This is a genomic window from Cognatishimia sp. (genome assembly GCF_049116455.1).
Taxonomy (GTDB): domain Bacteria; phylum Pseudomonadota; class Alphaproteobacteria; order Rhodobacterales; family Rhodobacteraceae; genus Cognatishimia.
The window spans coordinates 523,720-548,099 of record NZ_JAGDYW010000001.1; the positions used below are offsets into that span (position 1 = coordinate 523,720).

Here is a 24,380-nt window from a genome sequence, read left to right on the forward strand (position 1 = left end):
CAGTTTAAAGGCAAGTACATGCTGCAAGCAGCGAAGCATCAAACCTATGACGTTGTCATTATAGGCGGAGCTATCATGGGGTCGTCTGCGGCCTGGTTTCTGACCAAACAACCTGGTTTCCAAGGTCGAATTTTGGTTGTGGAACGTGATCCGAGTTACGAGCAATGTTCTACCGCTCATACCAATAGCTGCATGCGCCAACAATTTTCGACAACGCTGAATGTCAAAATCAGTCAGTTCACGGCTAAGTTCATAAAGAACCTAACTGAACACATTGGAGACGCGCGGGTTCCTGAACAGACCATCCAGAATTTTGGTTACCTGTACCTTGCCGACAATGAAGATTTTGCTGATCGCTTGCGCGCGCAGCGGGACATTCAGGTGGATGCGGGTGCCGCTACACAGTTGCTAACACCAGATGAAATCGCCAAGCGTTACCCATTTTATCAGTTGGATGACATTCTGCTTGGATCAATTAATCGCAAGGACGAAGGGTATTGGGACGGGGGCGCAGTATTTGATTGGCTCCGTCGATCTGCCCAAGATCGCGGCGTTGAATACATCGCAAACGAAGTGGTCGATATAACCAAAGACGCCGCCGGTTCGCGTGTCGTCAGCGTGACGCTTGCGTCAGGTGATGTGATTTCTTGTGGCAACTTGGTCAACGCCTCAGGTCCACGTGCAAATGCGACATCCAACCTGGCGGGTATTGAGTTGCCAGTTGAGCCTCGCAAGCGGTTCACGTGGGTTTTTACTGCAGAACAACCCTTAGATCAGGACCTGCCACTGACGATTGATCCATCCGGCGTGCACGTGCGCCAAGACGGTCCAAAGACCTACATGGCCGGTTGCGCTCCTGAGATTGATGTTGCTGTGGATCCGACAGATTTTGCCATGGATCATGCGCTTTGGCAGGATCACGTCTGGCCGATCATCGCGACGCGTATACCGCAGTTTGAAGCCATCAAAGTTGTGACGGAATGGGCCGGGCATTATGCCTATAATACCGTTGACCAAAACGCTATTTTGGGACCTCACGCACAGCTGAAAAACTTCTTCTTTATGAATGGTTTTTCGGGGCATGGTCTGCAACAAGCGCCGGCCATGGGCCGAGGTATCGCCGAGTTGTTGACCTATGGTGGCTATCGCACGCTTGATCTTTCAGAGCATGGTTATGATCGAATTCTACACAATCGTCGCGCGGTCGAAGACGCCGTAATCTGACGCTATTCACTTGCCGGAGTTAATCCCTATGACCTCTTTCCGCAGTCCCAACGCAATTCGGGCAGATTTTTCCTCAGCCATGTCGATCATGTATCGCGAGGAAGTTCCTGCATATGGGCAATTGATGACAATGGTTGCGGAGGTGAACGCGAACGTTTTGCGCAGCGACGCTGCTATTGCGTTGAATATGACACCAGAAGAGGACACTTCTCGGATCAGCGAAGAACGCCATGGCGCCATTCGGTTGGGCACAGAGGCCGAGCTGGCGATGATGGCGAGGGTGTTTGCCGTAATGGGGATGTTTCCGGTGGGTTACTACGACCTCTCCGTTGCGTCGGTGCCCGTGCATTCGACCGCCTTTCGTCCCATCGAAAGATCAGATCTCGCGGAAAATCCGTTCCGCGTTTTTACCTCCTTGTTGCGGCTAGAGCTGATTGAAGATGAAGACCTGCGCAGGACCGCTCAGACCACCTTGGAGCGTCGCCAGATCTTTTCAGACAGCGCAATTGCGCTGACGGAAAAAGCTGAACAGCAAGGTGGATTGAGCCCTGAAGATGCTCAGTCCTTTGTGACAGAGATATTAGAAACTTTCAGGTGGAACATTGACGCTTGCGTCAGTGCAGAAACCTTTGCCGCGCTCATTGCTTCGCATCGGTTGACGGCGGATGTGGTGTCTTTCAAGGGACCGCATATTAATCACCTTACGCCACGCACATTGGATATCGATGCCGCGCAGTCAGAAATGGTGGCGTTGGGCTTGCCAGCAAAGGCGGTTGTGGAAGGGCCACCGACACGCAAGTGTCCGATTTTGCTGCGTCAAACTGCATTTAAAGCGCTTGATGAATCCATTCGTTTCCCAGATCAGAAAGGTGGTTGGGTCAAAGGCCAGCACACCGCACGGTTTGGTGAAATCGAACAGCGTGGCGCAGCGCTGACACCAAAGGGCCGTGCGCTATATGATCAGCTGTTGGCTGAAACACGGGCTAAAATCCTGCCTGATGCCAACGGTGACAACGCGCAAGAGTACGAAGCGACTCTGCGCAAGACTTTCGAAGCTTTCCCAGATGATTGGCGCGCGCTTTATGATCAGGGCCTCGCCTATTTCAAAATCTCAGTTAACCCAGAAATCGAAGTCCCTGCTTCACTTGATGTTTCGGATCTTTTGGATGCCGGAGTGTTTTTACTTAGCCCGATTATTTATGAAGATTTCCTTCCGGTGAGCGCCGCAGGTATTTTCCAGTCAAATCTGGGGGACGATGCGCGCGATAATTTACAGGCACAGTCCAGCAAAGAGCAGTTTGAGCGAGCGCTCGGCGGTTCGGTTGCTGATGAATTTGCGCTTTACGATGCTATGCAAGACGCTGCGCTTCAACACAGCCTTGCGACCTTGCAAACTAGCGGTTCAGGTCAATGACGCTTCGCCCCCCAGTTGGGATCGAGGTAATCACCGAGCCTTCTGATATGGTGCCTTATCTGAATGGGGTGCGCGGGGAGCAGGGGCAAAGCCCCTTTGTGTTATGTCCAACTTCGACAGAGCGGGTACAACAGTGTGTGCGCCACTGCCAAGAACAGGGCATCGACTACGTTGCGCAATCAGGAAATACCGGACTTGTTGGTGCATCAGTGCCAGATGACAGTGGCAGTACGACTGTTCTTAGCCTTAGCAAAGTGCGTGAAGTTTTTGAGCTTGATGTCGCCAATCGGTCTGTAAGGGTAGGCGCGGGTTTGCTGCTGTCTGAGCTCAATACGCGCCTTGCACAGCATGATCTATTCTTTCCAATTGATCTGGGTTCAGATCCAATGATCGGCGGAATGGTTGCGACAAACACCGGCGGAAGCCGGTTCCTCAGATATGGTGATGTGCGGCGCAATGTGTTGGGATTGACCGTTGTGTTGAACACGCCTCAGGCTGATATTTTGACTCTTGGCAGCCCTCTGCGAAAAACCAATATCGGGCCGGATTGGAAGCAAAATTATATTGGCACTTTTGGATGGTATGGTGTGATTACCGAAGTCACTCTGAATTTAGAGCCAACCGTCAAAGAACAGGCCACGGCGCTGGTTGTGCCTAAGAACGATACCGACATGTTGGCAATTCTTCAGTATCTAGAAACGCGGGTTGGCCCGCTTTTGTCCGCATTTGAATTCATGTCGGAACCCGCGATGCGGCATACGTTTCATCATATATCGTCTTTGTCGAACCCATTCGCGCAAGGCGTTATTCCTAAAACTGCGCTTTTGGTTGAATTGTCACGCACAACCAAAGGTGCTTCCTGGGACGTCCCCCTTGATGATGTTTTGCAAGCCGTGCTGATGGAAATTTGGGAACAGGCCGAAAGCCCGATCGACGATGCACTGTTTGGCCGCCCAGAAGAGATTTGGGCCCTGCGCCACGGCTTGTCTGAGGGCGTGAAATCTGCAGGTCCACTGATCGCTTTTGATTTGGCCTTTACCCGAGATCAGGTCGCACATTTTAGGCATTCCATGCAGGTGTTTCTTCCTCAGGCCTTCCCTAACATCGAAATCTGCGATTTTGGGCACCTCGGCGACGGAGGGCTTCACTTCAATCTAATCAAAACCGATGGTCCCTGTCTGCCAACATTCGAGCAAGACTTGCGGGATTGGGTCGTGCAAAGAGCGGTTGAAGATTTCGGGGGTAGTTTTAGTGCCGAACATGGAATCGGGCCCAAAAACCTGCGGTATTTCGCGCGTTATGCTCCGCTTAATGCCGATCAACTATACCGCCAGAGCGAAGTCTTGCGCTTTTCTCCGAGCGCCGCAGTGACCTGACTAATTGCAGCGGGCCGCCTTCTTCGGCCCGCTCAATGGCTTTGTAATCTGGAAACTTATCCGACGATCAGTTGTTTAAGCTGCAACGCCTCAAGTTCCAGTGCGGTCAATCGATGATTCACCACGTCACCGATTGTGATCATGCCGATCAAACCTGAGGCATCGGTCACCGGAACATGGCGAAAACGACCTTTGGTCATCATTTGAAGCGCGGAAACAAGTGTTTCCTCAGGCGAGATGGTCTGAACATCCTTCGTCATCACCTCTTCCACCTTATGGGGAAGTGTGCGACCGGGCGTATCTGCCAATTTCCGCACAATGTCGCGTTCAGACAAAATGCCAACCAGGGCACCATTTGCATCCGTGACCACAACTGCACCAATCCGTTTGTCTCGCAGTACTTCGACAGCGTGACCAATCGTGTCTTGCGGACGAATGGAATAAATCGCATTGCCTTTCTGTCCAAGTATGTCGCCGACTTTGGCGTCGGCTGTGGACAAGTTGGTGTTTGTAGACTGGCTTACGGTCTTGTGACCGGTCTGGTCACCACGATTTGCGGCACGATAGGATGTTGGCATTCAGGGCGGTCCTCCTTGATTAAGTCTTTCGACCATGACATCTAGCCTACTGCTAAAATCCGATTTGGGAAGCCTTTGCTGTGAATGAACTTGCTCTAACCCCGCTGATTGCAACGAGTCTTTTTGTTCTGGCATGCCTTTCAGGCTTTCAATATCGCCGGGTTTGGAAGGCTGAAGGGCCGCGCTGGAAGCTCTGGATTTATGGCTTGTTTGCCGGCGTTACGCTGCTTGTTTTGGGTTTTGTACCCATGGATACTGGCGTTTAAATCTACTTAAATACTCTTGAGTCAAAAAGAAAAAGCGCCTCGTGAGGCGCTTTCAAACTTTGTGATTTTTAAGCTTAGTTTTAGTCGGCGTTCATCTCGTCAAGCATCTTGCGTGCCCGTGGGCAGGCCAAACGTTCGCGCAGCGGGCTATCCGGATCGATCTCTTTCTTGCAAACAAGGCAGTGATCCGCATCCGCGATCGCATTCAATCCACCGCAGCTGCCTTTGATGGTTTTGCCCATAAGCATCACGCCAAGCGCCATGCCCGTCATAACCAGCAGAAGAAGACCGAAGGTGAATGCGAAAGTTGCCACGATGAAGTCCTTTGAGCTTACGCCTGTAGAGCCGCGAAGGCCGCGCTTGGCGTTGTTACAAAGCCGTTTTGCGCAGAATCAGCGTCGCGATCAATAAACAAAACTGCGAGGTCGCGTTCATAGGCGATTTCAAGGCCACGCTCTGTGCCCAGGACCAGCATCGCAGTCGCCCAAGCGTCCGCCAACATCGCGTTTTCAGTCAGAACAGTCACGGAGGCGGTTTTGTGTGTCACAGGGCGACCCGTTGTGCCGTCCAGAATATGAGAATAGCGTACGCCGTCTTGCTCAAAGTAGTTCCGGTAGTCGCCAGATGTCGCCATACCGTGGTTGGAAACGCTGACAACCTGCTGAACACCGCGGTCGTGTGCTACTGGTGTTTCGATACCAATCTGCCATGGCATGCCATCTGGGTTCAGACCTGCAGTATAAAGGTCGCCGCCGATTTCGATCATGTAGTCTTTAATGCCGAAGCTCTCGATAGTGCGGGACACCTGGTCAACACCAAAGCCTTTGCCGATCGCAGAGAGGTACACTTCTGTATCAGGCTGCAGCTTTTGCAGAGATCCACCTGCAACACGCAAAGTGTTTGAGTGACCAGTTGTGCCCATCACTGACGCAATTTGAGCATCGGTAGGCGCTGCGGTTTTGGTTTGGCCTGCGCCAAAACCCCACAGATCGATCAGACCGCCGAGGGTCACGTCGAAGCGACCATCAGATGCAACGTGCACGTCCTGTGCTGCTTGCATCACAGACGCCAGCTCAGAAGACACGGCGAAAGGCTGTGTAGATGTGGATGCATTGAAACGAGAGATTTCGGAACCTGCATCCCAGTTAGACATCTGTGTGTTAACCTGAGCGAGGCTCGCATTGATCGCGGCCTGCAGCTCTGTCTTGTTCACAGATTTGGAATGATCGATGGCTGCTACAGAATAGCTGGTGCCCATTGTGAAACCTGTCAGCTCCAGAATCGACCAGCCTTTTTTACAAGCGGCCAGTGCGAGTGGCATAACAAGGAAGCTACGGCGCGAAAATAGAGGCTGCGAAGTCACGGTTTTTATCTCCAAGAGATGAGGAATTGATGGTCTAGATTGAGTTGAGGGGCTTGTGAGCCGTTTTTGGGACCGTTTCAACAAAAAAATTTCAAAAAATGGCCAAAAAGACCTTCCCGTGCGCGTCCCTTCCGCGCATAAGACCCCAAAAATGGACGGGACTATATCATCGTGCAAAAGTTCACATGTAAAAAAGGTCTAAACGTTCCAGTGCTGGGTCAACCAGAAGGCGCTATAGGGGATGCTCCTTCGGTCGGTACAGTGGCGATACTGGGCGCAGACTATATCGGTTTAAAACCCAGATTGGCTGTAAAAGAAGGCGATATCGTTGGGGCAGGTGCTCCGATCCTTGCCCACAAAGACACGCCAACTGTTCAGGTCACCTCTCCGGTCTCTGGCCGCGTCAAAGCAATCAACCGCGGGGCCCGTCGAGCACTGGTCAGCGTTGAGATTGAAATTGATGATTCTGCAGCCTCTGCAGTGGACTTTTCGGGGGTGGGTAATAATGAGACTCGTGAGGGCCTTGTTGAGAAACTTTCTGTCTCTGGCCTTTGGACTTCGTTCCGCACACGTCCCTATTCGAAAGTCCCAGATCCAGAATCACAACCAGCCGCAATCTTTGTAACGGCGATTGATTCTGAGCCTCTTTGTGGCAATGCCGCAGAGATCATCAACGCAGATGCGGACGCTTTCGCAAAAGGTCTGGCGGCGATCACCCTATTGACTGAAGGCAAGACATATCTATGTCAGGATCCAGATGCGTCGATCCCAGGTGCGGATATCGATGGTGTTGAGGCCGCTGGTTTCACCGGTCCACACCCAGCCGGTCTGGCGGGCACGCACATCCACTTCCTACAGCCACCAACTGCAAACACATTTGTATGGACCATCGGGTTCCATGACGTGATATCGATCGGCAAGCTGCTTGAGACCGGCACATATGATGCGTCCCGTGTCATCGCGCTGTCTGGTCCACTTTGTGCCAACCCACGTTTGGTGCGCACGGTAGCCGGTGCATCCATGGCCGAGTTGACTGCAGGCGACATCTCTGGTGATGCGTCAGTACGAATGATTTCTGGTTCGATCCTGAGCGGTCGTATGGGCGCGGGCGAAACCGCCTACCTTGGCCGTTACGCGCGTCAGATCACTTTGATCGAAGAAGACAATAAGCAAATCCCACTGGGTTGGATCCGTCCAATGGCATCTAAGTATGCCATCCAGCCAGTTCTGGGATCTGCATTCTCCAAAAAGTTCTATGCGCTGACATCCAACCTGAACGGTGGACGTCGTGCGATGGTGCCAACAGGTACCTTCGAAACTCTGATGCCGCAGGATTACCTGCCAACCCAACTGCTGCGTGCGATGCTGGTCATGGACACAGATCAGGCACAGGCGCTTGGCGCATTGGAACTGGACGAAGAAGACCTTGGTCTGGTCGGATTTGCCTGCCCCGCTAAGTATGAATATGGCATCGCCCTGCGCGACTGTCTCACCAAGATCGAGAAAGAGGGCTAAACAGTGGGCCTACGTAATTTCTTCGACAGGATCGAGCCGCAGTTCACCAAAGGCGGCAAGTACGAGAAGTACTTCCCCATCTATGAGATGGTGGAGAGCTTCCTTTACACTCCGAAAACTGTCACTACCGTCGCGCCACACGCGCGATCTTATGTCGATATGAAGCGGATCATGACCTATGTGGTCATCGCGACGATCCCTTGTATCCTTTGGGGCATGTATAATGTTGGCTTCCAGACCAACGCAGCGATTGCTGAGCTGGGTGCATCCGGCTGGCGCGCATGGATCCTGGAAACACTGGGCATCGGCTTTAATGCTGCGAACCCGTTGGCCAACATCGCCCACGGTGCCTTGTACTTCTTACCGATCTACATTGTGACACTGGTTGCCGGTGGTATCTTCGAAGTTGTCTTCGCAACCGTTCGCGGTCATGAGGTCAACGAAGGTTTCCTGGTTACTTCCATGCTTTACGCGCTGATCATGCCAGCTTCCACGCCTCTGTGGCAGGTCGCATTGGGCATCATCTTTGGTGTTGTGATTGGTAAAGAAGTCTTTGGTGGTACCGGTAAGAACTTCCTGAACCCAGCCCTCACGGGCCGTGCGTTCCTTTACTTTGCTTACCCAGCACAAATGTCTGGCGACACAATCTGGACACCGGTTGATGGTTTTTCTGGCGCGACAGCGCTGTCCGTTGGTGCATCCGAAGGATACGCCGCTCTGCCAGAGCGTGGGCTGGAATGGTCTGACGCTTTCTTTGGCATGATGCAGGGTTCCATCGGTGAGACATCCACGCTGGCGTGTATGATTGGTCTGGCCTTCTTGCTGATCACCAAGATCGCAAACTGGCGACTGATTGTGGGTTGTTTGGGCGGCATGATTGCCTTTTCCAGCCTGCTCAATCTGATTGGTTCTGACAGCAACCCAATGTTCGCGATGCCTTGGTACTGGCACCTCGTGATTGGTGGTTATGCCTTTGGTCTGGTCTTTATGGTGACCGAGCCTGTGTCAGCGTCCCATACCAACGTCGGCCGTTATATCTACGGCGCGTTGATTGGTTTCATGGTTGTGATGATCCGTGTGATCAACCCGGCTTTCCCAGAAGGCATGATGCTGGCAATCTTGTTCGGCAACGTCTTTGCACCTTTGATCGACTACTTCGTAGTTCAGGCAAACATCAAACGTAGGGCGAAACGCAATGTCTGATAATTCCGAGAACAAGGGCTTTATCCGTCGCTTCCTCGACGCGCCCGCTGATTCCGTAGGCAAGACCGTCTTTGTGGCTGTTGCGCTGTGTCTTGTGGCATCGATGATCGTATCCGCAACTGCGGTTGCGCTGCGTCCGACACAGGAAATCAACAAGCAGAAAGACAAACAGGTCAACATTCTGCAGGTTGCGGGTCTGTATGATCCAGCTGTGGATGTGACCGATGCATTCGGCAAGTTTGAACCGCAGGTTCTGGAGATCGAAACCGGGACTTTCACTGACAAATTTGATGCAGCAACTTTTGATGATCGGGCATCTGCTGATAATCCAGAGACCTCTATCGAGTTGGATGAAGATCCAGCCGGCATTGGTCGTCAGTCCAAATATGTGACTGTCTACCTACTGCGCGACGACGCAGGAGAGTTGGACAAGGTGATCCTGCCGATTCACGGCTACGGTCTTTGGTCCACGCTTTATGGCTTTATCGCTCTGGAAGAGAACGGCAACGACATCTTTGGTCTGCAGTTCTACAGCCATGCTGAAACACCAGGTCTGGGCGCAGAAGTTGACAACCCACGTTGGAAATCCTTGTGGAGCGGCAAGAAACTGTCTGATGACAACGGTGATCTGCAGATCACTGTTGCGAAAACAGCCACAGCTGCTGGTGCCGACTTCCACGTTGATGCGCTGGCCGGTGCGACACTGACCTCCGTTGGTGTCGATAACCTTGTCCGTTTCTGGATGGGTGAAGAAGGCTACGCTCTGTTCCTTGAAAACCTGAAATCGGGAGATCTGTAATGGCCCAAACCAAAAGAGATATGCTGGTCGACCCATTGGTCGACAACAACCCGATTACACTTCAGGTTCTGGGCATTTGTTCCGCGCTGGCGGTGACATCTTCCTTGCAGGTTGCTTTGGTTATGACCATCGCGGTGACATTTGTGACGGCCTTTGCCTCTATGTTCATCTCGATCTTGCGAAACCAAATTCCGGGTTCGATCCGGATCATCGTGCAGATGGTGATCATCGCCTCATTGGTGATCATCGTGGATCAGTTCCTGAAAGCCTACGCCTTTGAGATCTCCAAAACCCTGTCGGTTTTTGTCGGTCTGATCATCACCAACTGTATCGTGATGGGCCGCGCAGAAGCCTTTGCGATGAAGAACCCACCGATCGACAGCTTTATCGATGGTGTTGGTAACGGTCTGGGCTACGGCATCTTGCTGCTGGCTGTAGGCTTTGTACGCGAACTCTTCGGTGCTGGCTCATTGTTTGGTGTGACCATTCTGGAAACCGTGAACAACGGTGGCTGGTATGTACCAAACGGTATGTTGTTGCTGCCACCATCTGCTTTCTTCGTGATCGGCCTGATCATCTGGGCAGTCCGCGCCTGGAAGCCTGCACAGGTCGAAGATCGTGAATATAAAATTCAATCCGTGGAGGCGCACTGATGGAAGCGCTGCTTTCCCTCGCCGTAAAGGCCATTTTCGTTGAGAACATGGCGCTGTCCTTCTTTTTGGGCATGTGTACGTTCATCGCGGTTTCTAAAAAGATCTCCACGGCCATCGGTCTGGGTATCTCGGTTATGATCGTGCAAGCTATCACGGTTCCGGCCAACAACCTGATCCTAACCTACCTTCTGGCACCGGGCGCGCTGGCTTGGGCCGGGTTCTCCGAAGTTGACCTGACCTTCCTTGGTCTGATTTCCTATATCGGCGTTATCGCCGCGTTGGTTCAGATTCTTGAGATGGTTTTGGATAAGTACTTCCCGCCGCTTTACAACGCGCTGGGTGTTTTCCTGCCGTTGATCACAGTGAACTGTGCGATCCTTGGTGGCTCGCTCTTCATGGTAGAACGTGATTACAACTTTGTTGAATCCGTGACCTATGGTGCGTCTTCTGGCTTTGGTTGGGCACTGGCGATCACTGCGATGGCTGGTATCCGCGAAAAGCTGAAGTATTCCGACATTCCTGACGGTTTGCAGGGTCTTGGCATTACCTTCATCACAGCGGGTCTGATGGCGATGGCCTTCATGTCCTTCTCTGGCGTGAAACTTTAAGGGAGCTGAGACATTGGAAACCTTTAGCCTTGGCATCATCCTATTCACGCTGATCGTTCTGGCGCTAGTCACAATCATTCTGGCCGCGCGTTCGAAACTAGTCTCGACCGGTAACGTCAACATCACGATCAACGGTGAGAAAACCGTATCTGTCCCAGCAGGCGGCAAGCTGCTGCAAACGCTGGCAGAGCAAAAACTCTTCGTGCCTTCCGCCTGCGGTGGCGGTGGTACCTGCGCTCAGTGTCGTGTGAAAATCCACGAAGGTGGCGGATCTATCCTGCCAACTGAAGAGGGCCACATCACTAAGCGTGAAGCGGCTTGCGGCGATCGCTTGTCTTGTCAGGTGGCTGTTAAGCAAGACATGAAGATCGAAGTCCCAGAAGAAGTCTTCGGTGTGAAGAAATGGGAATGTACCGTTAAATCCAACGACAACGTTGCGACCTTCATCAAGAACTTGGTTCTTGAGCTTCCAGAAGGCGAAGACGTGAACTTCCGTGCGGGTGGTTACATTCAGATTGAAGCGCCTGCGCACAAGTTGAAATACACCGACTTTGACATCCAAGAAGAATATCGTGCGGATTGGGATAAGTTTAACGTGTGGCAGTATGATTCCACCGTGTCCGAACCTATTGAGCGCGCCTATTCCATGGCGAACTACCCGGACGAAAAAGGCGTGATCATGCTGAACGTCCGCGTTGCCTCTCCGCCTCCGGGATCAGTTGGCATCCCAGCCGGTCAGATGTCTTCCTATATCTTTAACCTGAAGCCAGGTGACAAGGTGACGATCTCTGGTCCGTTTGGTGAATTCTTTGCACGCGAAACCCAAAAAGAGATGGTCTTTGTGGGTGGTGGCGCCGGTATGGCACCAATGCGTTCGCATATCTTTGACCAGCTGAAACGCCTTGAGAACCGTGATCGTAAAATCACTTTCTGGTACGGCGCTCGGTCTAAGAAAGAAATGTTCTTCGTCGAAGATTTCGACAAGCTGGCAGAAGAGTTCGACAACTTCGAATGGCATGTTGCGCTGTCTGATGCGCTGCCAGAGGATGATTGGGGTGGCCTAACCGGCTTTATCCACAACGTTCTGATGGATGAATATCTGAAGGATCACCCGAACCCAGAAGATTGCGAATACTACATGTGTGGCCCGCCCATCATGAACCAATCCGTGATCAATATGCTTGTGGAAATGGGTGTTGATCGCGAAGACATTATGCTGGATGACTTTGGCGGATAAGAATTAAAAGGGTCAGAGCTATGCTCTGGCCCTTTTTCTATTTTAAGGCAGACCTTTGGTCGCGCTTGTAAAAACCAAAATTGTCGCGATAACATAGCGCTAACAATCAAAGGATGATTTTTGTGGCCACAGACGACAACCGCTCCCTGACATTGCGCGATGTATCCGAAGCTTCTGGCGTATCTGAAATGACCGTCAGCCGGGTGTTGCGAAACCGTGGAGATGTGTCGGAGGCCACGCGTCAACGTGTCCTTAAGGCATCGAAAGAGCTGGGTTATGTGCCCAACAAGATCGCCGGTGCACTCGCCAGCCAGCGCGTGAACTTGGTTGCCGTGATCATCCCATCCCTGTCCAACATGGTTTTCCCTGAGGTCCTCAGTGGTATTAGCGAAATCTTAGAAGACACCGAATTGCAGCCTGTGGTTGGCGTGACGGACTACCTTCCTGAAAAGGAAGAAAAAGTGCTCTACGAGATGCTGTCATGGCGTCCATCCGGCGTGATCATAGCTGGCCTTGAGCATTCAGATGCAGCCAAAGCCATGATGCGCGCCGCAGGTATTCCTGTTGTTGAAATCATGGATGTCGATGGCAATCCTGTCGATTCTGCAGTGGGCATTTCACATCGTCGTGCCGGTCGCGAGATGGCGAAAGCGATTATCAAAGCAGGCTACAAAAATATTGGATTCCTTGGCACCAAAATGCCGCTGGATCACCGCGCCCGTAAACGCTTTGAAGGATTCACCGAAGCCCTCGCCAAAGGCGGCATCGAAGTGCAGGATCAAGAATTCTACTCCGGTGGCTCTGCTCTGGCCAAAGGTCGTGAGATGACCCAAACCATTTTGGAACGATCACCGGAACTCGATTTTCTTTACTACTCCAATGACATGATCGGCGCGGGTGGCCTGCTTTATCTCTTGGATCAAGGCATCGACGTGCCCGGCCAGATTGGCCTTGCGGGTTTCAACGGTGTCGAACTTTTGCAAGGCCTTCCACGCAAACTGGCCAGCATGGACGCATGCCGTCGCGAATCCGGCCGCAAAGCTGCCGAAATCATTGCGGCGCGCGTGAATAACGAACCCTGCGAAGCCATTGTTGAATTGTCTCCGAAAATCGCATTTGGTGATACGCTTAAACGCCGGTAAAGCTTTAGCGCTAAGGGGCCGCGCCCCTTGCTCATCCCTGCCGTTTTGCGCGCCATTTCCGTTGTTTTTCCAGCACTGCTTGGGCACGTTGTAGCGCCTGCCGGAATTTGGGTCCACGCCTGCGGCTAAGAACAGCTTCACAGAAGTAAGCCGTCAGGTCAGGGCGCCCACGGCTTTCTACGATCTCCAACAATTCTCGCATAAATCGACCACTATCGCGGCGCTTTCGCATCAGCGCATAAAACCGCGGTTTTGTCAGTGTGCCGTCCACGCAACCATCGATCACATCCTTGAGCACGCCCATCTGTAACCAAAGCGAGGCCATGCGGTGACCTAAAAATCGGCATCGAAATTTGGTTAAATTATCACCGCTAAACAGGGTGGCGTGCATTGCGTCCTGCGCCATGCGCGGGTCGTAAAAGAGATAGGCGTCTTTTGCAGATTTCAAACCATCTGGCGCGTAGCCATATCGCCCGTGAAAATTGCGTCGCCAAGCTTTGACATAACGGGTTTCCCAAGGGGCGATTTCGCGACACAGAGTGGCTTGTGGTGCGATCATGATCACAGTGGCACCCGGTGCAGCCGCACTCAATGCCGCCGCTGCATAAGCCCCCATTGAAGCCCCATAAAACACGACTTTCTTAAACTGCTCGAAAAATCCTTCGTCTCGGAGGCGATCAAAGAAGTCAAACACAGCTTCGTCGCGATACCAAGTCCAATCATGCGCCATCATGCCCAGCATCGACCAGCCACGACTGGTGACAAATCCATAGCCCCAAGGCATTCGGTCATCGGTGAAATTATAGACGTGATCGAGGTTTTCAAAGGTCACGATTAAGGTGTTACCGCCTTCGACAAACAGCGCGGTGTGTTGCTCACCCAGCTCTTCATAAAAGCCATGTTCACGGCCCATTTCTTTTAAAGACGCGCGCCAGTCGCCCTGCGTAACTTCGGCTGTAACCGTCTCACTCATGAGTTGGTGCTTTCAAAAATTCGCGTGGCATTGGAAACCAGATGTGCCCGCCATTCACGAATTTGCTTGGGGTCGAGGTTGTTGTTTTTAGCCAGTTGTCGGATCGGCTCAACGCCCTTAAGCGCCTCGACAGCTATACGAGCGCGGAATTCAGGATCGCTGGATTCGCCGCTGATTTTGGTCTGAGGGCCAGGGATCGGGGCAGAGTTAGGATCAATGCCATGTTTGGCGATCAAACCCTCCATAAAAGAACCGCGTCGTGGTGTGTTGTTCTCTTTTTCCTGCAAACGAGGCTTCATGCGGCGGGCCCAGAAATGTACGCCACGTGTTGCCTCATCAAAATTATCCTCGGGCGTAAAGCGACTGACGATCATATGGTTTCGATGCTTGAATGACACTGGGTAGAAGGCCGAAACGGGTTCGGCGTATTTGATTTCTCCAGTCTGCTGCAAGGCCCATGTGACAGCAGCCGGTCCGGTAAATCCCCATTCTTGTTCTGTCATGTGAACCGGGTTGCCAGCGTCCTTGGCGGCTTGCAATTCACGTTGCTGCCACGGCTTCAACCATGGCCCAATAGGGAATTCGTCCTCAAAGAATTTAAGAAGCAAAGCCAAAGCTTTACTGTTCTTCGGTAGGCCTAGAACGGCGTTGCAAACCAAGCCCTCTTTTTCCCAACCAAACACTGATTTTCGGCGATAGTTGAACGGGCGATAGCAATAGACATCTGCATCAACCCAGATTTTATCGGTCTTTTTCAGCAGGTTTAAACGCCAGATATCCGCATGAATGGCAGGGCTGCCGGTGCGCTTATGGCGTAGCATCGGTTCGCCTGGATAAATATCTGCTGCGTCGCCTGCTTTTACGCCAGCCGGCAAGTTATCGAGCGGCTGATAGCTGTAAAGCGTGATGTCATGGCCTGCATCTGCGAAGCTTTTCAAACAGAGCTGTTCCAGCCAGCTCAGCCGGTCCCCAATCCAAAGGCTCGCGATTTCTGGAAGATTTGCCATACTCATGCCCCTCACTAATGCGCCGTCGTTTTTTGTCGGTCGACGGTGAAAAAGAAATCATCCGGATGATCGCGCAACGCAACCTCATCTGGGATGACATCTGGACCTGCGAGAAACACATTCGCGCCGAAATGCGGTAGCTGCTTTGACAGCCGCTGCATGCGCTCTCCGGTTAGGTCCTTGTAGAATTTTGCGTAGTTGTCCGTGGCCTTCAGCGCGTCAATCTTTTCACGATGCGCAGCCACACATTTTGCATGCATTGCGGCGATTTCGGGATCGGCCAACAACCGGTCCATTTCAGCCTTTAATGCAGGCATCATCCGTTTGATTGAATGATCTTGGTCAACGTTGTGGTTCATGCGGAACCAGTAGGCGAGGCCCTGATCACGGTCGACGTGGTTTACCCGGCCCCGATCACGTTTCACCAGAAAGCTCTCTGCAGAACGCACCGCATAATGGTTCAGGCTGACAAGATCATAACCAACTGTAGATTGAGTGGACCGCCAGGCATTGCGAAAGAACTCTTTTGGCATTGGCTTGCCTGACCCGTTGACCCAATGGATGTCTTCCCAAAGCTGCGGGTTAAGCCCCTTTGGTCGATGCACGCCCAGCTTTTTAAAGAGCCCAATATTGCGAAATAGCGTCTTAAAGCCCCACGCCTGATGCGGCTTGCGGGTCATTTCATGCGCGCATCGTGTGTAGTCGTCGATGATGGGGTGATCGCTGAATTCATGGATGTCGGAATTGCCAAACAGCCGCCATGTCATCGAGATCATATTGGCGTCGCCCACGGCCTCAAATAGGGCCTTAAGGGTTCCATCGCCCGCTTTGATGTTGATGAACTCATCCACATCCATGCAGATGACCCAATCGGCATTTTTAATGATATCTTCTTTTTCGCCCGCCTGAAGAGCTGCATGTTGCGGTTTTAGCCCCGTATCGCGGAAAGGGTTATCGCGGTGTTGGACGATGCCTTTGGCCTGCAGCAAATCGTGGAACTCATCAGTGCCATCCGTACAATCATTGGTGAAGACCATGAAGTTCTCGACACCGATTGCGCGGTGATAGGCAATCCATTCTAGAATGAACGGACCTTCGTTTTTCATCGTGGTGATGATGGTCACAGAATTTTTGCTGGGATCAACCTTTGGCGCTTTTAGAACAGGCATACGCACAGGTTGATGATCAAACCGGTGCTTGGCCATTTTGATCAACGCATTGTCTTCGATCAGTGAGGTTTTCGGCACGATCCGCGAGACACTGTCGACTGGGTGACGCAACCCCATGAAACGCATGAAAGGCGCGGGTGTGGACATATTCACCTGCGCGCCCACCACGCGGATGAACCGCCATGTGACGTCATCGCCAGTATTGCCGGGTGCAACGCACCAGCGCATTCGCGGTTTGACCGCATCAAACTGACGGCAGATGTGATCGGCGAAATGCACCTGGTCATCGTCGCGCACGCGCCAAGGATAAACGTGGTGACCTTCGAGAGCGACGACGCCCTCTTTCTGGGCTCGGTTAAATACGGTGTCTTTACCTTTGGCCACTAAAAGATCGGTGACATCCAACTGCGCCACAGCGCGCGCTTTGTTGAGAAACCGATGCCGCAGGAGTTCAAAAATACCCAATTGCCCTAACGGAGAGGTCCATGCATCGCTTTCGGGAACCTCCATCCGATCTTTACCCGGCGCATCTGGGGCAGAATAGGGATGCTGTTCTGCCGGCATATCGGGTTGGCCAAGTGGTGTATTGAACTGAAGCAGGACCACTTGCTTTAGCCCTTCGATTCCTCGGATGCCCTTTTTTAGAGCCTGTTTATAGTCTCTAACTTGGCCGGGTTTGGCGCGATCTACTATCAGCGCCGCCTCAAGGCCTTGCGTTTCTACGTGCCAACGCAGCCAATCCAAAGTCACCTCGGCGCTTTGGTAATTGCGAAAAGCCAAGGCTGTATTGAGCCCTTCAAACAACTCCAACTGTGGCTCTGACAGCGTAAGTTTTTCTTCACGTCCATCGATGGTAAATCGCGGCTCACCCACGCCGACGGCCTCTACGATAAGGGCGTCCCCGACTGTGCGCAGCCCATCAAAAACCGTGCCAGTTCCGGGTGTCATTTCGCGAAGATCGTGGCCCGCAGCAAAGAATATACGCCCGCCAGTTCCCGACGCGAGTGCATCCAGAACGATAGCGGATCCAATGCGCTGATGCGCAATCCGGATGTGATGAAAGGCGGCCTGCATTGGCTTTTTGTACCTGTCATGCCCTTAACCGGGCTTTAATTTTCACTGCTCTTCTGGGCCTCGTGATACCACGAGATCAGCTGTTTTTGCAAATTTTCCGGGACCATGGCGCTGCTGCCTGCGGTCACGATCTGTGTAAGCAACTTATGCGTGTCGGGATCTTTGACCAGCTCAGAAAATCGCTCTTGATGCCAAAGAACGGCGGCATCATGCAATGCCGCAACGCCTGGTAGGTTCATCAGTTTGTCGTACTGCTCTTTGGTGGCTGGGCGCATGGCGCTGATCGATGTGTCTTCGACCGTGTTGAAGTTCCGCTCCACCCAGTAGTTTAGCCCAACGTCCTTTTTGCGATTGGGCAAACCGCGCGCACGTTTGACCAAGAACCCCATCGCGGATTTTATCGCATAGTGGTTCATATCAACAAGATCGCGGCCCACCGGCAATCCAAAGGTCGAAATTCGCTCCCCAGCCATGGCGAAATCTTGCGAAAGAAACTTGCCGGACCCATCCACCATGATTGGGCGGCGCGCCTTCATGATGTCTTTTTGTTTGGGGCGGTGCACGCCCAACATGTTGAAAGGTCCTGTTGGTTTGAATAGAGTTTTGATTAGGCTGGCTGCGACCGGATATTTAGCGTCATCTGGGATGGCGCGTGTGAACTGTTCCGTCACAGGCGCATCCCGCATGTCAAAGACGTCATTGTGCCCAAAAAGCCTCCACTGCATCACAATCGCGTCGGCTTCGGGAGAGACGGCTGAAATCAGGTCTTCGAAACGATGATTGCCCACGCGGATGTTCACGAATTCATCCACATCAGAGACTAAGATCCAATCCGCTTTTTTTCGTAGAGGATGTTTCCAAGCATCTTTTAAAGCCTGCCACTGGATCGATTGCCCCGAGGTTTTTTCATGGGGGATATGGCGCAATATGCCAGCCATCTGCAGGGCTTTTAGCAGCTTATCTGTGCCGTCAGAGCAATCATTCGAATAGATCAGAAAATCAGTGACACCCGCAGCGCGGTGATGGGCGATCCACTCCAGCAAATAGGGCGCTTCGTCCTTGACGGTAGTGATGCAGAGAATGCGCAACGGCTCGATCCTGTTTTTGAGAAGAGCCTATCATGCTGCGCCGCAATGAACAGCGGCGCAGTATGGTTTTTCATAAGTGAGTCCCGAAAGCGACAGGCTTAGCTGAGGCAGCCGGAAACCCTGTCAGCGAGGCCACGCAGCCAAGTTGTGTACAGCGCAGGACCTTGTGGGATGCTAGTTGCCAACGGGTCGAGAATACCGGTGTTGGTGCCTTCTGGAGCGACCGCTGCAACCAAGTCATCATTAAACTGAGGCTCTGCAAAGACACAGGTGATGCCGTGCTCTTTGATCGCTTTTTGCATCTCGACCAGGCGTGCTGCACTCGGAGGTGTGGCGTCGGACAGATGCAAAGCGCCGGAAACGTGCAGATCGAAGGCCTCTTCGAAGTACTGGTAGGCATCGTGGAAGACCACGAAACGCGCGTTATGTAGAGGAGCCAGCTGCACCGTGATCTCTTCGATGGCGGCTTCGATTTCGGTCGCTCCGACTTCGGCGTTCATTGCGTAGAGTTCCGCATTTGCAGGGTCAAGTTCTGCCAATTCAGCGGCAATGGCTATCATCCAAACAATGGCGTTTTCCGGTGCTAGCCACGCATGCGGGTCGGTGCCGTCATGATTGTGATCATCGTGGCCCGCGTGATCGTCGTGCTTCTCTTCATCATGCGCATCATGGTGTTCATCATGTTTGTCTTCATCTTGATGGTCCTCGTGCTTTTCATCATGGTGATCGTCGTGTTGATCTTTGTGATGATCGTCATGCTTTTCGTCATCGTGACCATGTTTGTCATCGTGATCATCGAGCGCGTCATGGTCATCATGATCTTTGTGCTCGCCAAAAACGGCCTCTTCCCGGAAGTCCAGCAAATGGGTGCCGTCTGTATGCAGCAGCTCAAGTGAATGCGCTTTTGACGCCAGTGTCTCAACGGCACCTTCAAGCCAAGGGGTCAAGTCTTCGCCCATCCAGATCACCAGATCAGAGTCCTGCAATGCGCGCGCTTCGGATGGCCGCAAGGAATACCCATGCGGAGAGGCACCCTGCTTCATCAAGAGTGCTGGCTCGCCAACGCCCTGCATCACGCGAGCTGCCAAAGAATGAATCGGCGCGATATCTGTAACGACAGATGGAACTTCGGCTTGCGCTTGGCTTGCCAAAAGGCAAATAGCGGTCATAGTCCGATAGAACATTGTGCTCTCCACGTTATGGTATAACAATCGCATTGCCATTACCGGATGTGTTACAATATATCAATAGGGGCTGATGGAGGCGAGAATGGCTGAGCACGGTTTTGATCATCACGACCACAATCACTGTATTTCGACAGGGTTGGAGGTGGCTGAAAAGCACTGTGCAGATGCCGGTGTTCGATTGACGCCTGTCCGTCGCCGTGTGCTGGAAATCCTGCTGCAAGAGCATCGCGCTATGGGGGCATATGACATTCTGCCGATCCTTGCCCAAGAAGGGCTGGGTAGTCAGCCGCCTGTTGTCTATCGCGCTTTGGAGTTTTTACAGGCCAATAAGTTGGTTCATAAAGTCGAACGTCTGAATGCGTTTATTGCCTGTTCACATCCAGGCAGCGACCATGTGCCTGCGTTTATGATTTGTCGCGATTGTTCGAAAGTTGTCGAAACACAGGGTTCGACGGCCGCTGGTCTGACGGCCGCTGCGCAGGATGTCGGCTTTTCGGTCGAAGCGACCGTGATCGAAGCAGAAGGCCTTTGCCCGAACTGTCAGCCAAGCGCATGACCGTGTTATCGACTAAAGATATGAGCGTCCAACTAGGCGGCCATGTGGCATTGCGGAATGTGGATTTTCACATCTCTTCCGGTGAGATCGTGACGATTGTCGGGCCAAATGGCTCGGGAAAATCGACCCTGCTCAAGGCATTAATCGGGGCTGTTCGCCCCACCAAAGGCCAAGTCTCCCGAAAGTCGGGCCTGCGGATTGGCTATGTTCCGCAAAAGCTGCATATCGACCCAACCCTACCAATCACCGTGCGGCGTTTCTTATCGTTGCCGCGCCACCACTCGGCGGTCGCGATCGACAAGGCTTTGGCACGCGTTGGTGCGCATGATCTGAATGATAAGCAGATGTTTGCACTTTCGGGTGGGCAATTTCAGCGTGTACTTCTAGCGCGCGCGTTGTTGGAAGATCCTGAGATTTTGATTCTGGATGAACCGACCACCGGATTGGATCAGCCGGGATCTGCTGCGTTTTATACTTTGATCGAAGACATCCGTCGCGACACAGGTGCTGCAGTATTGATGGTCAGTCACGAATTGCATGTGGTCATGAGCGCCTCGGATCGCGTGATCTGCCTGAATGGCCATGTCTGCTGTCACGGCGCCCCTGACATTGTGGCCTCGGCCCCGGAATACCGCGCGCTCTTTGGGTCCGGCACAGGCGGGGCCTTGGCACTTTATCGTCATGACCACGACCACAGCCATGAGGTCGATGATCACGAGGGCTGCACACATGCTTGATGATTTTATGGTCCGCGCCACATTGGCTGGGATTGGTGTGGCTTTGGCAGCGGCGCCTTTGGGGTGCTTTGTTGTTTGGCGACGTATGGCCTATTTCGGCGATGCAACGAGCCACGCGGCTATCCTAGGCATTGCGTTGTCCTTGGCGCTGTCACTGTCTGTCTTTACAGGCGCATTGGCGGTAGCACTTGTGATGGCGCTGACTGTGTCGGCGTTGTCGGGCAAAGGCTATGCGATGGACACGCTACTCGGCGTTATGGCGCATTCGGCCCTTGCGATTGGTCTTGTGGCCGTCAGTTTTTTGCAGGGCGTGCGGCTTGATCTGATGGCCTATTTATTTGGCGATATCCTGTCGGTGTCCAAAACCGACCTTCTGATTATATGGGGTGGTGCCGCGCTGGTCATTGCTTTGATGACCTTCCGGTGGTCTCCTTTGCTGACAGCCACACTGAACTCAGATTTGGCCATGGCAAGTGGTGTGAACCCAAAACGCGAGCAATTGATCCTGACAGTCTGTTTGGCCGTTGTTGTGGCAGTTGCCATCAAAGTTGTCGGCGTGTTGTTGATCGTCGCGATGTTGATCATCCCAGCAGCAGGCGCGCGCCCTTTGGCGCGAAACCCTGAAAGCATGGCGGTTATTGCAGCTGTGTTTGGTGCGTTGTCAGCAATCTTGGGGCTGCGCATGAGCTTGATTTACGACACGCCAGCCGGACCAAGCATCGTCTGCGTCGCGGCGGGTCTGTTTGTATCGGGGCTTATCTTAGGGCGCTTTCGCGTGCCTAACCGCTGAACCAATCGGCGAGGGCTTCGGGCGTTGGCGCAACGAATTTAGCTGTTCCGCCTGAAAACTCTTCAAAGGCTTCGCGGTTCAAAGCGTTGACGCCACATAAGACCGGTACGTCTAGGGCCATGGCCTGACCAATTGTATCACGGAACCCGCGTCCGTTGGCCTCGTGTTTGCCAAATTTGTTGAGCACAAGCAGTGCCACGTCAGAGTTCAATCGATTGCCAACTTCAGTCACCGATGTTTCCAGTGCGTCAGGGTCAAGGCGGCAGCCTTTGGCTTCACGCCCCAAATCCTGAGAAATGCGAATGGTTGGTCCGTCGGGCAGCACCTCGACGTCCATATCACAGAGCGGGCAATCGTCCCGGTCCGTGTTAACTTGAACCACACCCACAACATGGGTTCCGCGCGCCATTTCTGCTTTGGCGAAACGATAGAGGACTTGATCCAGATCCCCTTTGCCTTCGGTCATGGTGTAGGCGATTTTCATGAGTGAGCATTCCTTGGTTTGCGCCACATATAAGACCTGTGGCGCAAATTGCACGTGGTTGGGTGTTATATTGATGATCTTACATAGCGTGCGGCGAGATCTTCCATAGCCTGCTTAAAAGGGGCTGGGCCGTGGCTGATACGGGCCACCCCAAGGTCCGCAAGTTCTGCAACGGTTGGGCTATTTGCGCCTACCATTACATTTACAGGAATCTCAGATTCCTCACAAAGTTTGCCGATAAGGTCTGGATCAGTAAGGCCTGGTGCAAAGAATCCACTCGCGCCTGCTTCCGCGTAGGACTGAAGGCGCTCCAGGGCCTGCGGCATGAGACCTGCATGCCAATCCAAGTTTGTTTCTTTCAGGAAGATGTCGGTGCGCGCATTGATGAAAAGAGGGATGCCATAGGCCTCGGCCGCTTCGCGCGCGGCTGCGATACGTTTGGCCTGCTCATCCTGTTTGTGCAGCCCTTTGCCACCGATCACCTGATCTTCAAAATTGATCCCCACAACACCTTGCTTCATGGCTAAGGTGACATTGGTGGCCACACCTGTTGGGCCCGTGGCATAGGCGCCTTCAAAATCTAGCGTGACTGGCAGGTCGACTGTTTTACAAATGCGCCGCGCGGTCATCAATGCAATCTCTAGCGGTAGCTTTTCACCGTCATTGAATCCCTGTGCTGCTGCCACAGACCAGCTGCCGGTTGCAATCGCGCGCGTGCCAGCCTGCTCAATGACTTTGGCTGATCCCGCATCCCAAATATTGTAAAGCACCAACGGGTCCCCCGGTTGGTGCATTTCAGCAAAGTTCTGCGCCAATTCTGCCTGTTTAGAGACTGTATCTGTCATGCTGCGGGCTTATCCTTATATTGTCGTTCCAGCTCGATCAGTCGTTGTTTACGCCACAGCCCTCCGCCGTAGCCGGTCAACGATCCGTCCGCTCCTATGACGCGATGGCAGGGAACGATCAAGGCAATCTGGTTCGCGCCATTCGCGCGGGCAACCGCCCGCACAGATGATGGGCGCCCGATGGCTTGTGCGAGGTCGGAGTAGGACCGCGTTTGGCCCGCTGGGATGGTGCGGAGCATGTCCCATATTTCTTGCGTAAAAGCGGAACCATGATAGGCCAGATTGACATCAAATGTGTCACTATTCCCGCTGAAAAAGGCCTTAAGTTCTGTTTCGAGCTTATCGGTAATATCAAACCGTCCGAACCCCAGAGAGCCCTTGGCATATACCTGCAATGCTTTCAGCGATTTTGGCAGTGCCTTGCGGTCGATAAACTCCAGGAGATGCAGCGCGTATTTATCGCAAACGGCCACCATTGGCCCTAGCGGTGTGTCGATGCAATCAGCGCGCAGCAGTGCATCTTGAGCAAAGTCACTTGGATTCTGGCCGAGAAGCTTGGCAAAGGCAGATCGGAAGGCACTAGGGCTTTCAAAACCTGCATCAAGTTGAGCTTCGATCACCGGCCCCCCTTTGGCGAGCGTTGTGAATCCTTCGCGCAGTCTTCGTTGCCGCGCCATTTCCAGAAAGGTCATACCAAAATGTCTTTTAAAGGCGCGCCGCACGGTCGAAGCATCCAGGCCCAGTCGAATAATGTCTCCCTCACTCCAGCGATAGGTTGGGCGCTTTTCGAGGGCCTCTAGCAGAGTTTGAATCACCGGTTCAGCTGCAGCCATTGGCGCAAGCGGGTGGCATCTTTTGCAGGGGCGAAACCCTGCTTCGATGCAGCCACCGACGGAGTCGAACCATTGGCAGTTTTCTGGCTTAGGTTTGCGTGCAGGGCAGGTGAGGCGGCAGAAGATACCAGTGGAGGTCACCCCGACCCAAGCTCGACCTTCATAGCTGTCGTCTCGGGTGCACAGGGCGGCGTAAAGCGTATCGGAATCAGGTAATTTAAACATCATGCGCAAAGCTTAATCCGAGTCGCTGCACTCT

24 protein-coding genes are annotated in these 24,380 nt (G+C 52.9%); 13 read left to right on the plus strand and 11 right to left on the minus strand.

Going from position 1 to position 24,380, the window contains the following annotated elements; genetic code table 11:
• Window positions 1-18 precede the first annotated feature (18 nt).
• Genes JXQ85_RS02550 through JXQ85_RS02560 form a run of 3 tightly spaced genes read left to right on the plus strand, consistent with a single transcriptional unit; the run spans window position 19 to window position 4,014 of the window.
• The gene (locus JXQ85_RS02550) at window positions 19-1,224 is read left to right on the plus strand and encodes an NAD(P)/FAD-dependent oxidoreductase (protein WP_421747281.1); all 1,206 of its coding nucleotides are present in this window, start codon (window positions 19-21) and stop codon (window positions 1,222-1,224) included.
• A 28-nt stretch (window positions 1,225-1,252) separates the two neighbouring features.
• Window positions 1,253-2,638 (plus strand): 2-oxoadipate dioxygenase/decarboxylase HglS, encoded by a 1,386-nt coding sequence (hglS, locus tag JXQ85_RS02555; RefSeq protein WP_421747282.1) that lies wholly within the window; start codon window positions 1,253-1,255, stop codon window positions 2,636-2,638.
• Window positions 2,635-4,014, plus strand: coding sequence for an FAD-binding oxidoreductase (locus JXQ85_RS02560; RefSeq protein WP_421747283.1), 1,380 nt, complete (start codon window positions 2,635-2,637; stop codon window positions 4,012-4,014). Before hglS ends, JXQ85_RS02560 begins: the two co-directional genes overlap by 4 nt.
• A gap of 56 nt (window positions 4,015-4,070) precedes the next feature.
• Here JXQ85_RS02560 and JXQ85_RS02565 read toward each other — a convergent pair whose 3' ends face one another.
• The 3 genes from JXQ85_RS02565 to JXQ85_RS02575 form a co-directional block, all read right to left on the minus strand.
• Window positions 4,071-4,592 carry a CBS domain-containing protein gene (locus JXQ85_RS02565; protein ID WP_421747284.1) on the minus strand — a complete coding sequence of 174 codons (522 nt, stop codon included), beginning with the start codon at window positions 4,590-4,592 and terminating at the stop codon, window positions 4,071-4,073.
• Window positions 4,593-4,938: 346 nt separating this feature from the next.
• Window positions 4,939-5,172, minus strand: a complete 234-nt coding sequence (nqrM, locus tag JXQ85_RS02570) for a (Na+)-NQR maturation NqrM (protein ID WP_421747285.1) — start codon at window positions 5,170-5,172, stop codon at window positions 4,939-4,941.
• A 17-nt stretch (window positions 5,173-5,189) separates the two neighbouring features.
• On the minus strand, window positions 5,190-6,179 hold the full coding sequence (locus JXQ85_RS02575; RefSeq protein WP_421747464.1) for an FAD:protein FMN transferase: 990 nt from the start codon (window positions 6,177-6,179) through the stop codon (window positions 5,190-5,192).
• A 213-nt stretch (window positions 6,180-6,392) separates the two neighbouring features.
• Between JXQ85_RS02575 and JXQ85_RS02580 the strand changes: the two genes are divergently transcribed.
• The 7 genes from JXQ85_RS02580 (at window position 6,393) to JXQ85_RS02610 (ending at window position 13,378) form a co-directional block, all read left to right on the plus strand.
• Entirely contained in the window at window positions 6,393-7,736 is a 1,344-nt protein-coding gene (locus tag JXQ85_RS02580; protein ID WP_421747286.1) for a Na(+)-translocating NADH-quinone reductase subunit A, read from the plus strand.
• A 3-nt stretch (window positions 7,737-7,739) separates the two neighbouring features.
• On the plus strand, window positions 7,740-8,939 hold the full coding sequence (locus JXQ85_RS02585; RefSeq protein WP_421747287.1) for an NADH:ubiquinone reductase (Na(+)-transporting) subunit B: 1,200 nt from the start codon (window positions 7,740-7,742) through the stop codon (window positions 8,937-8,939).
• A complete protein-coding gene (locus JXQ85_RS02590) occupies window positions 8,932-9,738 on the plus strand; it encodes a Na(+)-translocating NADH-quinone reductase subunit C (RefSeq protein ID WP_421747288.1) in 807 nt (268 codons plus the stop codon). Before JXQ85_RS02585 ends, JXQ85_RS02590 begins: the two co-directional genes overlap by 8 nt.
• Window positions 9,738-10,391: an NADH:ubiquinone reductase (Na(+)-transporting) subunit D gene (locus JXQ85_RS02595; RefSeq protein ID WP_421747289.1), complete on the plus strand. Its 654-nt coding sequence runs from the start codon at window positions 9,738-9,740 to the stop codon at window positions 10,389-10,391. The genes JXQ85_RS02590 and JXQ85_RS02595 overlap by 1 nt, the downstream gene beginning before the upstream one ends.
• A complete protein-coding gene (nqrE, locus tag JXQ85_RS02600; protein WP_421747290.1) occupies window positions 10,391-10,999 on the plus strand; it encodes an NADH:ubiquinone reductase (Na(+)-transporting) subunit E in 609 nt (202 codons plus the stop codon). The genes JXQ85_RS02595 and nqrE overlap by 1 nt, the downstream gene beginning before the upstream one ends.
• Window positions 11,000-11,012: 13 nt before the next feature.
• Window positions 11,013-12,236, plus strand: a complete 1,224-nt coding sequence (gene nqrF / locus JXQ85_RS02605) for an NADH:ubiquinone reductase (Na(+)-transporting) subunit F (RefSeq protein WP_421747291.1) — start codon at window positions 11,013-11,015, stop codon at window positions 12,234-12,236.
• A gap of 122 nt (window positions 12,237-12,358) precedes the next feature.
• The gene (locus JXQ85_RS02610) at window positions 12,359-13,378 is read left to right on the plus strand and encodes a LacI family DNA-binding transcriptional regulator (protein ID WP_421747292.1); all 1,020 of its coding nucleotides are present in this window, start codon (window positions 12,359-12,361) and stop codon (window positions 13,376-13,378) included.
• A gap of 31 nt (window positions 13,379-13,409) precedes the next feature.
• Here JXQ85_RS02610 and JXQ85_RS02615 read toward each other — a convergent pair whose 3' ends face one another.
• From JXQ85_RS02615 to JXQ85_RS02635, 5 genes are all read right to left on the minus strand, one after another.
• Entirely contained in the window at window positions 13,410-14,351 is a 942-nt protein-coding gene (locus tag JXQ85_RS02615; RefSeq protein ID WP_421747293.1) for a phosphoadenosine phosphosulfate reductase, read from the minus strand.
• Window positions 14,348-15,358, minus strand: coding sequence for a hypothetical protein (locus JXQ85_RS02620; protein WP_421747294.1), 1,011 nt, complete (start codon window positions 15,356-15,358; stop codon window positions 14,348-14,350). Before JXQ85_RS02620 ends, JXQ85_RS02615 begins: the two co-directional genes overlap by 4 nt.
• Window positions 15,359-15,372: 14 nt before the next feature.
• Window positions 15,373-17,601, minus strand: coding sequence for a glycosyltransferase family 2 protein (locus JXQ85_RS02625; protein WP_421747295.1), 2,229 nt, complete (start codon window positions 17,599-17,601; stop codon window positions 15,373-15,375).
• Between the two features lie 35 nt (window positions 17,602-17,636).
• Window positions 17,637-18,689, minus strand: coding sequence for a glycosyltransferase family 2 protein (locus JXQ85_RS02630; RefSeq protein WP_421747296.1), 1,053 nt, complete (start codon window positions 18,687-18,689; stop codon window positions 17,637-17,639).
• 98 nt (window positions 18,690-18,787) lie between these two features.
• Complete coding sequence (locus JXQ85_RS02635; protein ID WP_421747297.1) at window positions 18,788-19,873, minus strand: zinc ABC transporter substrate-binding protein; 1,086 nt, start codon at window positions 19,871-19,873, stop codon at window positions 18,788-18,790.
• An 85-nt stretch (window positions 19,874-19,958) separates the two neighbouring features.
• Between JXQ85_RS02635 and JXQ85_RS02640 the strand changes: the two genes are divergently transcribed.
• Genes JXQ85_RS02640 through JXQ85_RS02650 form a run of 3 tightly spaced genes read left to right on the plus strand, consistent with a single transcriptional unit; the run spans window position 19,959 to window position 21,959 of the window.
• A complete protein-coding gene (locus JXQ85_RS02640) occupies window positions 19,959-20,432 on the plus strand; it encodes a Fur family transcriptional regulator (RefSeq protein ID WP_421747298.1) in 474 nt (157 codons plus the stop codon).
• Window positions 20,429-21,169, plus strand: a complete 741-nt coding sequence (locus tag JXQ85_RS02645; RefSeq protein ID WP_421747465.1) for a metal ABC transporter ATP-binding protein — start codon at window positions 20,429-20,431, stop codon at window positions 21,167-21,169. The genes JXQ85_RS02640 and JXQ85_RS02645 overlap by 4 nt, the downstream gene beginning before the upstream one ends.
• On the plus strand, window positions 21,162-21,959 hold the full coding sequence (locus tag JXQ85_RS02650) for an iron chelate uptake ABC transporter family permease subunit (protein ID WP_421747299.1): 798 nt from the start codon (window positions 21,162-21,164) through the stop codon (window positions 21,957-21,959). The genes JXQ85_RS02645 and JXQ85_RS02650 overlap by 8 nt, the downstream gene beginning before the upstream one ends.
• On the opposite strand, the gene JXQ85_RS02655 is transcribed toward JXQ85_RS02650, so the two are convergent.
• The 3 genes from JXQ85_RS02655 to JXQ85_RS02665 all read right to left on the minus strand — a co-directional run bounded on the left by JXQ85_RS02655 (window position 21,949) and on the right by JXQ85_RS02665 (window position 24,349).
• Entirely contained in the window at window positions 21,949-22,443 is a 495-nt protein-coding gene (locus JXQ85_RS02655; RefSeq protein WP_421747300.1) for a DUF2478 domain-containing protein, read from the minus strand. The two genes, JXQ85_RS02650 and JXQ85_RS02655, sit on opposite strands and share 11 nt — an antisense overlap.
• Before the next feature lie 65 nt (window positions 22,444-22,508).
• Entirely contained in the window at window positions 22,509-23,288 is a 780-nt protein-coding gene (locus JXQ85_RS02660) for an isocitrate lyase/PEP mutase family protein (RefSeq protein WP_421747301.1), read from the minus strand.
• Window positions 23,285-24,349, minus strand: coding sequence for a bifunctional transcriptional activator/DNA repair enzyme AdaA (locus JXQ85_RS02665; protein ID WP_421747302.1), 1,065 nt, complete (start codon window positions 24,347-24,349; stop codon window positions 23,285-23,287). The genes JXQ85_RS02660 and JXQ85_RS02665 overlap by 4 nt, the downstream gene beginning before the upstream one ends.
• Between the last annotated feature and the right edge of the window lie 31 nt (window positions 24,350-24,380).